At 76.4% G+C, this 14876-nt stretch carries 15 protein-coding genes; 3 read left to right on the forward strand and 12 right to left on the reverse strand.

Translation table 11 applies throughout. The features are described from left to right. Positions 1-6: 6 nt before the first annotated feature. From ABFY07_RS09715 to ABFY07_RS09760, 10 genes are all read right to left on the reverse strand, one after another. Positions 7-645, reverse strand: coding sequence for a D-sedoheptulose-7-phosphate isomerase (locus ABFY07_RS09715; protein ID WP_346174078.1), 639 nt, complete (start codon positions 643-645; stop codon positions 7-9). Between the two features lie 84 nt (positions 646-729). After that, a complete protein-coding gene (locus ABFY07_RS09720) occupies positions 730-1971 on the reverse strand; it encodes a glycosyltransferase (RefSeq protein WP_346174079.1) in 1242 nt (413 codons plus the stop codon). Beyond that, positions 1971-2945 carry a glycosyltransferase gene (locus tag ABFY07_RS09725; RefSeq protein ID WP_346174080.1) on the reverse strand — a complete coding sequence of 325 codons (975 nt, stop codon included), beginning with the start codon at positions 2943-2945 and terminating at the stop codon, positions 1971-1973. Before ABFY07_RS09725 ends, ABFY07_RS09720 begins: the two co-directional genes overlap by 1 nt. A 21-nt stretch (positions 2946-2966) precedes the next feature. Further along, the gene (locus ABFY07_RS09730; protein ID WP_346174081.1) at positions 2967-3977 is read right to left on the reverse strand and encodes a glycosyltransferase family 9 protein; all 1011 of its coding nucleotides are present in this window, start codon (positions 3975-3977) and stop codon (positions 2967-2969) included. Then, positions 3974-4690, reverse strand: a complete 717-nt coding sequence (locus ABFY07_RS09735; protein WP_428836897.1) for a D-glycero-alpha-D-manno-heptose-1,7-bisphosphate 7-phosphatase — start codon at positions 4688-4690, stop codon at positions 3974-3976. The genes ABFY07_RS09730 and ABFY07_RS09735 overlap by 4 nt, the downstream gene beginning before the upstream one ends. A 96-nt stretch (positions 4691-4786) precedes the next feature. Then, positions 4787-5869 carry a glycosyltransferase gene (locus tag ABFY07_RS09740; protein ID WP_346174082.1) on the reverse strand — a complete coding sequence of 361 codons (1083 nt, stop codon included), beginning with the start codon at positions 5867-5869 and terminating at the stop codon, positions 4787-4789. Continuing rightward, positions 5866-7611 carry a carbamoyltransferase family protein gene (locus ABFY07_RS09745; protein ID WP_346174083.1) on the reverse strand — a complete coding sequence of 582 codons (1746 nt, stop codon included), beginning with the start codon at positions 7609-7611 and terminating at the stop codon, positions 5866-5868. Before ABFY07_RS09745 ends, ABFY07_RS09740 begins: the two co-directional genes overlap by 4 nt. A 112-nt stretch (positions 7612-7723) precedes the next feature. Further along, a complete protein-coding gene (locus ABFY07_RS09750; protein WP_346174084.1) occupies positions 7724-8689 on the reverse strand; it encodes an NAD-dependent epimerase/dehydratase family protein in 966 nt (321 codons plus the stop codon). Positions 8690-8717: 28 nt separating this feature from the next. Then, on the reverse strand, positions 8718-8909 hold the full coding sequence (locus ABFY07_RS09755; RefSeq protein WP_346174085.1) for a DUF2795 domain-containing protein: 192 nt from the start codon (positions 8907-8909) through the stop codon (positions 8718-8720). Positions 8910-9023: 114 nt separating this feature from the next. Continuing rightward, positions 9024-10406 (reverse strand): MFS transporter, encoded by a 1383-nt coding sequence (locus ABFY07_RS09760; protein WP_346174086.1) that lies wholly within the window; start codon positions 10404-10406, stop codon positions 9024-9026. A 350-nt stretch (positions 10407-10756) separates the two neighbouring features. Between ABFY07_RS09760 and ABFY07_RS09765 the strand changes: the two genes are divergently transcribed. Continuing rightward, positions 10757-11050, forward strand: a complete 294-nt coding sequence (locus tag ABFY07_RS09765) for a DUF6343 family protein (RefSeq protein WP_346174087.1) — start codon at positions 10757-10759, stop codon at positions 11048-11050. A 53-nt stretch (positions 11051-11103) separates the two neighbouring features. On the opposite strand, the gene ABFY07_RS09770 is transcribed toward ABFY07_RS09765, so the two are convergent. Then, entirely contained in the window at positions 11104-11559 is a 456-nt protein-coding gene (locus ABFY07_RS09770; RefSeq protein WP_065967023.1) for a DUF2267 domain-containing protein, read from the reverse strand. A gap of 111 nt (positions 11560-11670) precedes the next feature. Between ABFY07_RS09770 and ABFY07_RS09775 the strand changes: the two genes are divergently transcribed. Both ABFY07_RS09775 and ABFY07_RS09780 read left to right on the forward strand, forming a co-directional pair. Then, complete coding sequence (locus tag ABFY07_RS09775) at positions 11671-12159, forward strand: NUDIX hydrolase (RefSeq protein ID WP_346174088.1); 489 nt, start codon at positions 11671-11673, stop codon at positions 12157-12159. Between the two features lie 64 nt (positions 12160-12223). Further along, complete coding sequence (locus ABFY07_RS09780) at positions 12224-13936, forward strand: sensor histidine kinase (protein WP_346174089.1); 1713 nt, start codon at positions 12224-12226, stop codon at positions 13934-13936. 112 nt (positions 13937-14048) lie between these two features. Here ABFY07_RS09780 and ABFY07_RS09785 read toward each other — a convergent pair whose 3' ends face one another. Continuing rightward, positions 14049-14765, reverse strand: a complete 717-nt coding sequence (locus ABFY07_RS09785) for a response regulator (protein WP_346174090.1) — start codon at positions 14763-14765, stop codon at positions 14049-14051. Positions 14766-14876: the final 111 nt, after the last annotated feature.

Consider the following 14876-nt stretch of genomic DNA (forward strand, 5'->3'; position numbering starts at 1 on the left):
GGGAGGTCATGCCAGGCCCCGGCCCCACGACACCGGGGGCGCCTCGGCCGCGGCCGGAGCGGGGCGGTGGTGGCCCGCCGCCGCGTCGAACGCCTCGCACATCAGGTGGAGCGCCACCAGGTGGGCCTCCTGGACGGTGGCGGGGGAGTCCGAGCCGATGCACAGCGCCTCGTCCGCGCTCGCGGCCAGCGGGTTGGGGCGGGGGCCGGTCAGCGCCCACACCCGCAGCCCGGCCGCCCGGCCGGTGTCCGCGGCGCCGAGCAGGTTGGCGCTGTGCCCGGAGGTGGAGATGAGGACCAGCACGTCCCCGGGGCGCCCGTGGGCGGCGACCTGCCGGGCGTACAGCTCCTCGAAGCCGTAGTCGTTGCCGATGGCGGTCACGCTGGAGGTGTCGGCGTGCAGCGCGATGGCCGAGTACGCGGGGCGGTCGTCCCGGTAGCGGCCGACGAGTTCGGCGGTCAGGTGCTGGGCCTGGGCGGCGCTGCCGCCGTTGCCCGCGGCCAGCAGCCGCCCCCCGACCGGCAGTACGGCGGCCAGCTGGCGGCCCCACGCGGCCACCTGGCCGAGGCCGTGGTCTCTCAGCCGGCCCAGCGCGTCCTGCAGCGACTGGCAGTGCTCGTGCGCGGCGCGTAGCGAATCGGTCATGGCGTACGGGGCCCGCAGTCACGCGGACGGCGGCGTGTCCCCTGCCTCCCTTCCCGGGTGTCGGGGTCGGTGCCCGCGAGACGTTCACGCCGCTCCACTGATCCGGGCCGGGCGCCGGGCCAGGACCTCGCGGTAGACGTCCTCGGTGGCGGCCGCGACGCGGTCCCAGCCGTAGCGGGTCAGCACCCGGCGGCGGCCCGCGCTTCCGCAGGCGGCCCGCCGGGCGGGGTGGTCCAGCAGTTCGCCGACGGCCTCGGCCAGCGCGATCGGGTCGCGCGGCGGGACCAGCCGGCCGGTGCCCGGGTCGGCGACGGTGTCCCGCTGCCCGCCGACGGCGCTGGCGACCACGGGCGTGCCGCACCCCATGGCCTCCAGCGGCACGATGCCGAAGGGCTCGTAGTCCGCGGGACACAGGGCCACGTCGGCGGCGCGCAGCAGGGCCGGCACCTGGCCGCGCGGCAGCCCGCCGGTGAACCGCACCCGGCCGGCGACCCGCAGCCGGCGGGCCAGGTCGCGCAGCCGGGCCACCTCCGGGTCCTCGTCGAGCCCGGCGGGCGGCGGGCCGCCCGCGATGACCAGCTCGGTGTCCGGCAGCAGGGCGAGGGCGGCCAGGGAGACCTCGGCGCCCTTGCGCGGCACCAGCCGGCCCACCTGAACCAGCAGATGGCGCCGGGAGCGGCGGGGGGCGGCCGGCCCGTCGGGGGTGAAGCGCTCGGTGTCCACGCCACAGGGCACGACGGCCGCGCGCCCGGCCGGCAGGCCCATCGCGGCGAGCTCGGCCACCTCGTCCCGGCAGGTGGCGATGATGCGGTCGCAGGCCTCGCCGACCTCGGTCTCCCAGCCGATACGGCTCGGCGGGCTGGTGTCGGCGGCCCCCTGGTGGCGCCGCTTGACCGTGCCGAGGGCGTGATACGTGTGGGTGAACGGCAGGTCCAGCTCGCGCGCGGCCCGGAGGGTGGCGAGGCCGGACATCCAGAAGTGGGAGTGGGCCACGTCGGGCGGCTCGTCGCGCCACCAGCGGGCCAGGTACCGGCCGAACTCGGCGATGTAGGGGAGCAGTTCGTCCTTGGGCACGGCGCCGGGCGGCCCGGCGGGCACGTGCCGCACCTCGACACCCGGCCGCAGCGACACGGCCGGCGCCAGGTCGGGCCGGTCCCGGCGGGTGTAGACGGTGACGCGGTGGCCCCGCTCGGCGAGCGCCGAGGCGAGCTGGGCGACGTGGACGTTCTGGCCCCCGGAGTCCACCCCGCCCAGCGCCGCGAGCGGGCTGGCGTGTTCCGAGACGAGTGCGATGGCCAGGCCGTCGCGGGGGATCGGCTCCGACATCAGCGGGTCACCTCCTCCAACAGCCGCTCCCAGTCGCCCAGGAAGCGCTTGAGTCCGTATCGGTCGAGCGCCGCGCGGCGGGCCCGCGCCCCGTCCTCGGCCGCCGCCCGCGGCTCGTGGAGATAGGTCCGGGCGGCGCGGGCCAGGGCCTCGGGGCGGGTGGAGAGCACACCGGCGCCCTCGGGCACCGCCTCGACCGCCTCGGTGGTGGCCAGCCCGACGACGGGCATGCCCAGGTGCATGGCCTCCAGCAGGGACAGCCCCAGCGAGGTCCAGCGCACCGGGTGGAGATACAGGCGGCGGCGGGCCATCTCGGTGTGCAGCCGGGCCTGCGGCAGGTCCGCGCAGCGCAGGCGGTCCCCGGTCAGCCCCAGGTGCGCGGCGAGCCCCTCGGTGCGCATGCCGAACACGTCCAGGGGCGCCGCCCGGCTCAGCTCGGGCAGCAGGTCGGTGCCGGTGGTGCGGCCGCGCCGGATCGGGTCGTTGACGACGACGGCGGCGCGCTCCAGCTCCCCGGTGTACAGGTGGCCCGGGTCGACGACGCCGTGCTCGACGACGGTGGTGGGGGCGGTGCCGGCGTCCCACAGGAGCCGGTTGAAGTGGGTGACGTGCACCAGGGGCACGCCGCGCAGGTCGTCCCGGTCGGCGCAGGGGTGGCGGGTGCGCGGCACGTCGCCGTCCGGGGCGTTGTGCTCCACGTAGACGGCGGGCACATCGCGCCCGGGACGGCGTCCGCCCAGCCAGCACTCGGCGAGCGCGGCCTCGTGCGGCCGCTGGAGGACCACCAGGTCGACCGGGGCGTCGCGCAGCCGGGCGGGGCTCAGCTCGGCGACCGAGGCGGGCCAGGAATACGTCCGCGCGCGGCCGAGGCCGTCCGGCCCGCGGTCGGGGAGCACCGGCACCAGGTAGCGGTGCGGACCCTGGACGAACGCGGTGGTCCAGGAGCCGTGCACATGCCAGATCAGAATGTTCATGGGCTCACCTCGTCCATGGGGTCAACGGGTCCTCAGCAGCGAGCCGACGCCGGCCAGCACCTCCGCGTCGGTCACCGAGTCCAGGCACGGGTGCCCGGGCACCGGGCACTCGCGGGCCCGGCTCCCGGCGCACGGCGCGTCCGGCCGGCCCAGCAGCACGTGCGGCACCCGGTAGGGCGCCCACCGCTCGGCGGGCACCACGGGGGCGAACAGGCAGACGACGGGCGTACCGACGGCGGCGGCCAGGTGCGAGGGTCCGGTGTTGCCGGTCACCACGGCCGCGGCCCCCGCCAGCACCCCGGCCAGCTCCAGGAAGCTGGTGCGGCCCCCGAGGTCGAGCGCGCAGTCCCCGGCCACGGCGGCGGTCAGCTCCTTCTCGGCCGGGCCGCCGGTCACCACCACCCGGTGCCCCGCGCCCTCCAGCGCGGCGACCGCCCGGACGACCCTCTCCGGGGTCCAGGCGCGGGCGCCGACGGCCGCGCCCGGGTGGACCACGACGTAGGGGTCGGCCCCCGTCAGGGGGGTGGTGTCGGGGGGCGCGGTGATGCCCAGGGCCCCGTCGTCGCCGGGCGGGAGCGCGAAGCCGGACGCCTCGGCGAGGTCCAGGGCGGCGCGCGCCTCGTGGCGGTGCGGGGCCCGGCGGTGCCGCAGGTCCAGCAGCGCGCCCGGGTAGTGCTCGCTGTCGGCGGCGACCCAGGGGACCCCGGCGAGTTTCAGCAGCAGCGCGGCGGGCAGCGGGCTCTGGTGGTACGAGGCCAGCACCAGCGCCCGGTCGAAGCGCCGGGCGGACACCGCGTCCAGCAGCGCGTCGGTGGTCTCCCGGCGGGCCGTGGGTGGGTCGAGGCCCACCCACGGGGCGTCGTGGACCAGCACCTCGTCCACGCCCGGCAGCAGCCGCGCCGCGGGCTCGCCGGGCGGCCCGCACAGCACGGCCGTGTACGCGGACCCGGCCGCGGCGGCGCGCACCGCGGGCCCGGCGAGCAGCACGTCGCCCGCGCTGTCGAGGCGCACGACGAGCGTGCGCGGCCTCATGGCGGCCCTCCCGCCGGACCCTGTGCGGGCGGTTCCTGTGCGGGCGGTCCTTCCGTGCCCTCGGGGCCCAGCGGCGCGTCCTCGGGGTCCAGCAGCCGCCGGACGGCGGTCAGCAGGTCGGGCGCGCTGTCCTCGGCCGCGGCGACCTCCTCGGGGCGGGTCACGGGCGTGGGCACCAGCACCCCTCGCGCGCCCGCCGCGCGGGCGGCCGCCAGATCCGCGCCGATGTCCCCGACCACGGCGGTGCGGGCCGGGTCGACGCCCAGCTCCGCGCACGCGGCGTACACCAGCCCGGGGGCGGGCTTGCGGCAGCCGCACCCCTCGTCGGGGCCGTGCGGGCACACCGCCCACACGCCGAACGGCCCGAGCAGCTCCTCGACGCGCCGTCGCACCGCCGCCACCCGCTCCCGCGTCAGCAGCCCGCGGGCCACCCCCGACTGGTTGCTCACCACCCCGAGGGACAGCCCGCGCCCTCTCACGACCTCCACGGCCGCCCGGGCCCCGGGCATGGGCCGCACCCGGCCGGGGTCCCCGTTGTACGGGACGTCCTTGATCAGCGTCCCGTCCCGGTCGAACAGCACGGCCGCGAGCGGCGGCGCCGCTCCGGGGGGAGCGGGGCGCGGGGGGCGGACACGCCGCCGCGCCTGGCGGGCCGGGGCGAAGAGCCAGGGCCCGTCGGCGCGCGACGTGTGTGCAGCCGGCGTGATCAACACGCCCAGCGAGTAACCCCGTAAACCGCGACGAAACGTGACGTTTGGCGACATTCTGGAGGTGAGTGCCGAGGGGACCCGCACACCGGGGGCCGGGCCTCAGCCGCACAGCCCCCGGTGGCGGGCCAGCCCCGCCAGCCAGTGGGCCGTGGCCACCGGGGGGATCGCGGCGCTGCTCGCCATCATCGTGGTGACCTCCTCGCGGGTGCGCGGGCCGGGCCGGATCCGGGCCGCCGCGAACTCCCCGGTGCCCGCCAGCCACAGACCGGCGCAGACCGCGGCGGCCCGCGGCCGGCCCGCCGCCGCGCACACCAGCGCGGCCGTGGCCGCCGCCGTGACGGCCACGTGCCGGGGCAGCCGCCCCCGGGGCGCCCCGGCCCGCCCCCACCAGTCGCGGCCGTGGACGCGGCGCATCAGCACGTCGTCGGCGTTGCCCGCCTGGACGCGCACCGAGACCCAGCGGTCCGCCGGCCGCACCGGGTGCGTCGTACGGCGCTCGCCGACCGCCAGCGCCCAGCCGGCCGCCTGCACGCGCAGCGCCAGATCGGCGTCCTCCCGGTAGGCCCGGGGAAAGCGCTCGTCGAAGCCTCCGACGGCCTCCAGCGCGGCCCGCCGGTACGCCATGTCGGCGGTGATCCAGCGGGACGTGGCGAGCCCCGCCGTGTTGCGCTCCCAGTCGGTGGGCCTGCGGTCGGTGGGCAGCGGCACGGTGATCCGCCCCTGCACCCCGGCCGTGCCGGGGCCGGCCGCGGCGAGGTCCCCGGCGAGCCAGGCCGTCCAGGCCGGGCCGGGGACGACGTCGTCGTCGAGGAAGACGATCCACGGCTCGGGCGCGGCGGCCCACCCGGCGTTCCGGGCGGCCGCGGGGCCGGCGGCGCGCCCGGGGACGATCTCCACGAGGTGGCGCAGCCCCTCGGGGATCTCCACGGGCAGGGGGGTGTGGTCCTCGGGCCGCCGGTCGTCGGCGAGCACGATCCGGCGGGGCCGGGGCTCCCCGGCCTGGTCCAGGGCGCTCAGGACCGCGCTCAGGCTGGGCCGGCCGAGCGTGGGGATGACGATCGCGTACTCGGGCGCCGCGGCAGGGGCGGGCCCGGTGGCGGGGGCGGGGGCGGGCCCGGTGGCGGGAGCGGGCGCGGCCAGTGGGTCGTGGCCGTTCGCCTTCAGCGCGCGCTCCGGCCTCATCGCCCGTCCGCTTCCCGCTCGTCGTCCTCCGGCCCGCCGTCCGCGTCCGCGTCCGCCTCCGGCCCGGGGCGGGGCGCCGCGGCTGCCGCGTCCGGCTGGCCGGCCGCGAAGAAGGCGCCGCGCCGGATCACGAAGGACCCGATCGCCAGCAGGTCCACGGGAGCCGAACCGAAGCACTCCAGCGCGTCGCGCGGATCGTCGACCATGGGCCGTCCGGCCGTGTTCAGGCTGGTGTTCACCACCACCGGCAGCCCGGTGAGCCGTTCGAAGCAGCCGAGCACGCGGGCCATCAGGGGCTCGGCCGCCGGGTCCACGGTCTGGATCCGGGCGGTGCCGTCGACGTGGACGACAGCGGGGATACGGTCCCGCCAGCGCGGCGCCACCTCGTGCACGAACAGCATGTACGGGCTGGGCAGCGGGCCGTCGAAGATCTCCGCGGCCCGGTCGGCGAGCACCATCGGCGCCACCGGCCGGAACTGCTCGCGCCCCTTGACGTCGTTCAGCCGCTCCACGTTGCCCGAGCGGCCGGGGTGGGCCAGCAGCGAGCGGTGTCCCAGCGCCCGCGGCCCGTACTCGGAGCGGCCCTGGAACCAGGCCACGATCGCGTCGTCCGCCAGCGCGCGGGCGACGGTCTCCGCGACGTCGGCGGGCCGCTCGTACGGCACCGCGGCGGTCTTGAGCCAGGCCTCCAGCTCCGCGTCCGACCAGCGGCGCCCGAGGTCCGCGCCGGGGATCGACTCGGTCCGCTCCCCGCCGTGGGCGGCGAGGTGCAGCGCCCCGCCCAGGGCGGTGCCCGCGTCCCCCGCGGCGGGCTGCACCCACACCCGGTCGAAGGGGCCCTCCCGGGCCACGCGGGAGTTGGCGACGCAGTTGAGCGCCACCCCGCCGGCCATGGTGAGCACGCTGTCGTGGGTGCGGCCGTGCAGCCAGCGCACCAGGTCGAGCAGCGTCTCCTCCAGACACGCCTGGGCGCTCGCGGCCAGGTCGGCGTGGGCCTGCGACCAGGCCTCCCCGGGACGGCGCGGCGGGCACAGCTCGGCCCACGGCACACCGGTGGCCCGGAAGCCCCCGTCGCCGGTCGGGTGGACATACCGGCGCAGCTCGTTCAGCAGCCGTGGGGCCCCGTACGCGGCCAGGGCCATCACCTTGTACTCGTCCGAGGAGCGCAGGAAGCCCAGGTGCTCGGTGAGTTCCTCGTAGACCAGGCCGAGGGAGTGCGGCAGCTCCTGGCCGCGCAGCGGCTCCAGGCGGTCGCCGAGGCGGCGGGCGGCGAGGTGGGAGGTGGCCTCGCCGCGGCCGTCCAGGACGAGCACCGAGGAGGTCTCCGCGCCGGGCGCGGCGTAGGCGCTGGAGGCGGCGTGGGCCAGGTGGTGCGGCACGAACCGCACGATGTCCGGGTCGAGCCCGGGCAGGGCGGTGGCGAGGAAGCCCGGCGCCTGGCGGGCGTAGGTGAGCCGCAGGTGGTCCCACGGGTCGTCGAGCCCCATCACGTCGGCCGGGCGGGCCAGGGCGGGGTCGAAGGAGTACGCGACCGCGTCCAGGTCCTGCGGGCGCAGCCCGGCCTCGGCCAGGCACCAGGCGGCGGCCTTCTCCGGGAGCTCCCAGGCCGAGAAGGGCACCGGCCGCTTTCCGTGCTTGCGCCGGGAGAAGCGTTCCTCCTCCGCGGCGGCGACCGTGTGTCCCTCGATGACCAGGGCGGCGGTGGGGTCGTGGAAGAGTGCGTTGATGCCGAGGATGCGCATGGAGGTTCGCCTTTCGGCGGCCCTGCGGCCGCGGGTGGTGCGGTTGCGGGGAGGCCTTCCGCCGAGGCTTGCGGCCGGCCGCCGGGGAACCGGCCGCCGGGGACCGGGCGGGTCAGGCCGTGGCGTGCTCGCGGAACCAGCGGACCGTGCGGGCCAGCCCCTCGTCGGCCGGGACGCGCGGCTCCCACTGGAGCTTGCCGCGGGCCAGCGTGATGTCGGGGCAGCGCACCGCGGGGTCGTCCGTCGGCCGCTCGATGAAGTGGACGCCGGCGTCGGAGCCGGCGATGTCGATGATCTTCCGGGCGAGGTCCAGCATGGTGATCTCGTCCGGGTTGCCGATGTTGACCGGGCCGAGCAGATCGGAGGCGGCCATGGCGAGGATGCCGCGCACCGTGTCGTCGATGTAGGCGAGGGAGCGGGTCTGCCGCCCGTCGCCGGTGACGGTCAGCGGCTCGCCCGCCAGCGCCTGCCGGATGAAGGTGGGCACGGCGCGCCCGTCGTAGCCGCGCATGCGCGGGCCGTACGTGTTGAACAGCCGCACGATCCCGGTGTCCGTGCCCCGCGCCCCCGCCTCGGCCGTGGTCAGGGCCTCGGCGAAGCGCTTGGCCTCGTCGTAGACGCTGCGGGGCCCGACCGGGTTGACATTGCCCCAGTAGCGCTCGCTCTGCGGATGCTGCTGGGGGTCCCCGTACGCCTCGGAGGTGGAGGCGAGGACGAACCGAGCCCCGTGGCGGCGGGCGAGGGCCAGCGCGTTGCGGGTGCCCAGGCTGCCGGTGTCCAGGGTGTGCAGCGGCAGCCGGAGGTAGTCGGCCGGGGAGGCCGGCGACGCGAAGTGCAGGACGAGGTCGCAGGGGCGGCCCACCTCGAACGGCTCGCTGACGTCGGCGCGCAGCAACGAGAAGCCCGGGTGCTCGGCGAGGTGTGCCACATTCCCGGCGGTGCCCGTACAGAAGTCGTCGACGCAGATGACCTCGGTGCCCCGGTCGAGCAGCGCGGTGCACAGGTGTGAGCCGACGAAACCGGCGCCGCCGGTGACGACGGCGCGCTGGAAGTGGTGGGCGGGTGCTGCCTCTCGCATGGGATCTCCCTCCGCGCGCCGTCGGTGCCTAGGACCCGTAGAGCTCCTTCTGCACCTCGTTGGGGCCCTCGTACCGGTCGCGTTTCAGATGGGAGATCTCCTCCACGACTTTCTTGTCGGCCTTGTTCTTCTTCGCCAGGTCGGTCAGGGACTCCCGGTCGGCGGGGTAGCTGGCGCCCTTGAGGGCCTTCTGCACGTCGGTGGGCCTGATCTCGGCCATGATGATCCTCCCAGGGTGGGGGTGTGCTTCCGATCCGCCCCCCACGGGATCGGTCCCTCCCCAGTACCCCTCTCCTGATCGGTCAATCAGGACAAAACGGTCGGGGCGTGCGGGTCAGGCGGCGGGGGTCAGCTCCTCGACCGGAGCCTGCCCGGCGGCCGGCAGCGGCCCGGTCGCCACCACCCGCGACACGCGCCGCCCCTGGTGCAGCGCCCCCGCTCCGATCGAGCCCGCGATGACCAGTCCGCCGATCACCAGGGCGCCCCGCGCCCCCGCCCACTCCATCAGCAGGCCGAGCAGCGGCGGGCCCGCCAGGCCCCAGGCCGTGCTCACGCTGCGCCAGACCCCGAGCACCCGGCCGCGCATGTGCGGCGGCGGGTCGGTCTGCAGCACCGTGGTGCCCGCCGTGTCCGACATCGACTCCACCACGGCCATGGGGGCCACGAGCACGACCAGCAGCAGCAGGTCGGGGGAGAACCCCGCCGCGATCTGCAGCACCGCCCCGGCGGCCGCGAGCGCGGCGACCAGCCGGACCGAGGGCCGGCGCATCCGGCCGGCCAGCACGGCGCCCGCGATGCCGCCCGCGGCGAGCATGGTGGACACGGTCCCGAACTCCTCGGCGCCCCCGGCCAGCGGGCCGGTCACCAGCACCGCCAGGGTCAGGCTGTAGTTGCGCCCGAAGACCGCGCTGACCGCGGTGATCGCCGTCAGGGCCACCAGCCGGGGCCGGCTCATGAAGAACGACAGACCGTCGCGGGCTCTGCCCGGGTCCACCGCGACCGGCTCGGGACCGGCGGCCTCCGCCCGTGGCTGCAGGCGCAGAAACGGGATGACGGCCGTCACGAAGAGGAACGAGAGGCCGTTGGCGGCGTACGCGGCCGCGTCGCCCAAGCCGGCCACGGCCACCCCCGCGAGCGCGACCCCCGCGAGCCGACCGGTGCTGTGCACGACCGAGCCCAGCGCGATCGACGACGGGACGTCCTCCGCCGGCACCAGGTCGTTGCCGAGCAGCGCGCAGGCCGGCCCGTCGACGGTGGCGACCAGGCCCGTCACCGCGGCCAGGACCATCAGCAGCGGCATGGTGAGCAGATCGAAGGCCACCAGCGCCGCCGTGACGAAGGCCACCGCCCCCAGGGCGGCCTGGCTCACCGCGGCGGTGAGCTTGCGCGGCCAGGCGTCGACCGCCGCGCCGCCCGCGAGGCCCAGCAGCAGTCCGGGCGCGGCCTGCACGGTCAGCGACAGGCCGGTGGCGGCGGCCGAGCCGGTGAGCTGCAGGACCAGCAGGTTCTGCACGGTCAGCTGCATCCACGTCCCGGCGTTGGAGACGAGATTCGCGGCGGACCACCACCGCATGCTCCGGTGGCGCAGGCATCGCCACACCGCCCGGTCGGCGCGCCGTCCGGCGCCTCGGCCGACGGGCGGGCGGCGTCCGGGCGTGGCGGGTGCCTCGGGGGCCGTACGGGGGCGGGGGACGCGGGGCGCGGGGGCAGGCTTCATCGCAGGGGCTTCATCGGAGGGGCTTCATCACAGGGGGCCCGGGGGCTCGGGCGGCGGACAGACACGGATTCGGGGCGACGGGCGGGCGCAAAAAAGAACCCCCGGTCCCCGGGGTGGCCGTCGCGCCGGCGCGACGACGATCCATGGTCACAGACGCTTCGGCGCTCCCGCGCCTCCGGACCGTGGCCGCCGTGCCATGAATCCCCCAAATGTGCTGGTCGTGGCGGTAGGAGGCGCTTCGCGTGGCTTTTCTCACACCCCTCCGCGGCCCGCTCGCTCTTCCCCGGCGGTTCCGGCAGGCGCCGCCGTGCGCGGACCTACGCTGGAACCAGGAGCGTGGAGGAGGTGCCATGCGTCACGAGCGCCACCGCCCCGACGGGCGCACCGGGAGCGAGCCGACCACCGCCCGCAGCGCGCTCGGCCTCCGGGTGGCCCTGTCGGCGGTGTACGTGCCGCTCTTCGTGGTCGGAGCCGTGATCTTCGGCTTCTGGGCCTCCCGCGCCCGGCCCGGCGACTCGCCCAGCCCCACGGTGCTCAGCGTGCTGGCGATCGTCTGCGCGGTCCTCGCCCTGCTGGCCCTCGCGGACTACGCGGTCGTCCAGCGGCGCCGCAAGGCCGGACGAGGGCGCACGCGACCACGGTGAGGGCCGCCACTGTGCGGCGGGCCGGCCACCGCTCGTCGCGCGCCGCGCTCCGCCTACCGCTCTTCCCGGGTCCGCCGCTCCTCGAAGGCCCGCGCCTCCGGCAGCAGCTCCCGGATGTCGCCCGGCAGCGCGTGGTAGAGCTTCTCCATCAGCTCCGGGCTCACCGCCGAGTCCAGCACCTCGAAGATCGCGCTCGCTTCCCGGATCGCCTCCTCCTCCGAGGTCCGGGCGCGCCAGGCGATCCGCCCCGCGAAACCGGTGAGGTCGAACCGCTCGCCGTGGTCGCGCCGGTGGGCCCGCTGCTCGGGCGAGGCCTCGTGGGACGCGACCACCCGCCGCATGGGGTCGGCCGCCTCGCTCGGCAACTGCGCCGCCATGTGGTCGGACAGCCCGTCCGGGATCCGCTCGGCGAGGGTTTCGAGCGTGGCGCGCACCGCCCGCTCCGCCGACTGCCGGTCGGGGAGCCGCGCCAAGGTCTGCACCCGCCCCGTCAGCTCTTCGTAGCGCATGATCAGCACCCCCAGCGTCGCGTTGTCCGCATCGTCCGCCGAGTGCCCACGGCCGCCTCGCCGAACCGCCGGTGTCGGCGGGCCGGGCGGACCCCGCGCACACTGGGCTCCATGACGGAGAAGCGAAGCGCCGGAATCCTGCTGTTCCGTGGCGCGGGCCCGGCGGGGACGGACCCGGCGTCCGGCGCCCAGGTCCTGCTCGGCCACATGGGCGGGCCCTTCTGGGCGCGCAAGGACGACCGCGCCTGGTCGGTGCCCAAGGGCGAGTACGAGCCGGACGAGGACCCGGTGGCCGCGGCGCGCCGGGAGTTCGAGGAGGAGCTGGGCCTCCCGCCGCCGCCCGGCGATCTCCTTCCGCTGGACTCGGTCCGCCAGACCGGCGGCAAGGTGGTGACCGTCTGGGCGCTGGCGGGCGACCTGGATCCGTCGCGGGTCACCCCGGGCACGTTCGAGATGGAGTGGCCGAAGGGGTCCGGGCGCCTTCGGCTCTTCCCCGAGATCGACCGGGTGGCGTGGCTGGACCTCCCCGAGGCCAGGCGGAAGATCGTGGCCAAGCAGGCGGTCTTCCTCGACCGGCTCGAGGAGCGGCTGCGCGGCTGAGCCCCGTACGGGATTCGCGACCCGCCGCCCCCGGCTACCGTGAGGAGAGGAGGCACCGGTGGGCATGGGTAGCGCGAGGAGTTCCGGAAACCTGCCTCGGCTGCGGCTCGACGAGCTGCTGGACGAGTTGCAGGGGCGGATCGACACGGTGCGGGGGACCCAGGGCAGGGTGCACAGCCTGCTGGAGGCCGTGCTCTCGGTCGGCCGGGAGCTGGACCTGTCGCATGTGCTGCGGCGGATCGTCGAGGCCGCCGTGGTCCTGGTGGACGCCGAGTACGGGGCCCTGGGCGTGATCGGGGAGGACCAGCGGCTGGCGGAGTTCCTGACCGTGGGCGTGGACGCCGGAGAGGCCGAGGACATCGGGGCGCTGCCGTCCGGCCACGGCATTCTGGGCCAACTCATCCGCTACCCCGAGCCGTTGCGGCTGGCCGAGCTGTCCGAGCACCCGGCCTCGTACGGCTTCCCGGAGGGGCATCCCCCGATGCACTCGTTCCTGGGGGTGCCCATCCGGGTGCGGGACGAGGTGTTCGGCAATCTCTATCTGACGGAGAAGCGGAGCGGCAAGGAGTTCGACGACGAGGACGAGACGGTGCTGGCCACCCTCGCCGTGGCGGCCGGGGTGGCCATCGAGAACGCCCGGCTCTACGAGGAGGCCCGGCACCGCCAGCGCTGGCTCGAGGCGAACGCGGAGGTGACCCAGGGCCTGCTGTCCGGGGCCGACGAGACCCGGGTGCTGGGCCTGATCGTCGGGCACGCCCGGCGGCTGCTCGCCGCGGACCTGGGCGTGCTCACGCTGCCGGTCGAGGGGACCGCCGATCTGCGGGTCGCGCTCGCGGACGGCATCGACGCCGAGGCGCACCGCGGGCTGGTGCTGTCCCGTCAGGGCTCCTTCGCCGGCGCCGCCTTCCTCGGGTCGCGGGCCGTCACCAGCGGTGACGTCGAGCACGATCCGCGGATCACCCGGGGCCCCAAGCGGTGGACCGGCCTGGGCCCGGCGGTGGCGGTGCCGATGCGGACGGGCGAGGGGGTCCAGGGGGTGCTGTCGCTGGCCCGCGCGGCGGGCAGTCCGCCGTTCACCCCGACGGAGACGGACCTGCTGCTGGGCTTCGCCGGTCAGGCGGCGCTCGCCATGAAGCTGGCCGAGCGGCGGCGCGCCGCCGAGCAGGTCGCGCTGCTCGAGGACCGCGACCGGATCGCCCGCGACCTGCACGACCTGGCCATCCAGCGGCTGTTCGCGGCCGGGATGACGCTGCAGAGCACGATGCGCTTCGTCCAGCACCCGGAGGGCGCCGAGCGTCTGTCGCGGGTGGTGGACGACCTGGACGACACCATCAAGATCATTCGTTCGACGATCTTCGGGCTCCGGTCGCACGAGGCGGGCCCGACCGCGCGGGGGCTGCGGGTGCGGGCCGCCAAGACCGTGGAGGAGGCCGTGACGGCGCTGGGGTTCACGCCGTCCCTGCGTACGGAGGGGCTGGTGGACACCGAAGTACCGGGTGCCGTCGCGGACGACGTGGTCGCGGTCCTGGCCGAGGCGCTGTCCAACGTCGCCCGGCACGCCCGGGCCGGAGGTGCGGAGATCTCCCTGGTCGTCGGGTCGGGCCGGCTGACCGTCACGGTCACCGACGACGGGGTGGGCGTCCCGGAGGGCGGTCGGCGCAGCGGGCTGCGGAACCTCGCCGAGCGCGCCGTACAGCGCGGGGGCGAGCTGGCGGTCGAGGCGCCCGAGGGCGGCGGGACGCGCCTGGTGTGGAGCGTTCCGCTGCGCCGGGACTGACGGGGGCGGGACTGACGGGGGCGGGACTGACCGACGGCGGGACGACCGACGGGGGACCGGCGGCGGGACTGACGGGGGCCGTTCGGCCGGGACGGGGCGGGAGGTGGCCAGGTCAGCGGGCGGAGTCCGGTCGCGCGGAGGGCGGATCGGGGGGTCGCGGGTCCGCGTGGGTGGCGATCACGGCCGCCTGGACGCGGCGTTCGACGCCGAGCTTGGCCAGGAGGCGGGAGATGTGGTTCTTCACCGTCTTCTCGGACAGATAGAGCCGCTTGCCGATCTGCCGGTTCGTCATTCCCTCGCCGATCAGGGCCAGGATCTCCCGCTCCCGGGTGGACAGCCCGGCCAGCGTCTCGTCCCGGGGCCCTGGCCCGCCGCCGTCCCCGCGCAGGGTGCTCATCAGCCGGGCGGTGGTGGCCGGGTCCAGCATCGACTGTCCGGACGCCACCGTGCGAACGGCGGAGACCAGGTCGGACCCCTTGATCTGCTTGAGGACGTACCCCGCCGCCCCCGCCATGATCGCGTCCAGCAGCGCGTCGTCGTCGTCGAACGAGGTGAGCATCAGACAGGCCAGCCCGGGCATGGCGGAGCGCAGTTCGCGGCAGACGGTGACGCCGTCCCCGTCCGGCAGCCGCACGTCCAGGATCGCCACGTCGGGCCGCAGCGCGGGGCCCCGGGCCATCGCCTGGGCGGCGGTCCCCGCGTCGCCGACCACCTCGATGTCCGGCTCGGCGTCCAACAGGTCGTGCAGTCCGCGCCGTACGACCTCGTGGTCGTCCAGCAGGAACACCCGGATCGGCGACGGGGGAGCGGTGTGTGCCGAGTCGGTCATGGCGCCCTCCCGCACGGTGGTCGTGGTCGTGGCCCGGCCCCCGCATCGATCCTGGCTCGCCCCGGGCGGCCGTGCCAGGGCCGAACGGCCCACGACAGGCCCTCAAGGGCG

It is taken from the genome of Streptomyces sparsogenes subsp. cuspidosporus (assembly GCF_039532705.1).
Classification (GTDB): Bacteria; Actinomycetota; Actinomycetes; order Streptomycetales; family Streptomycetaceae; genus Streptomyces; species Streptomyces sparsogenes.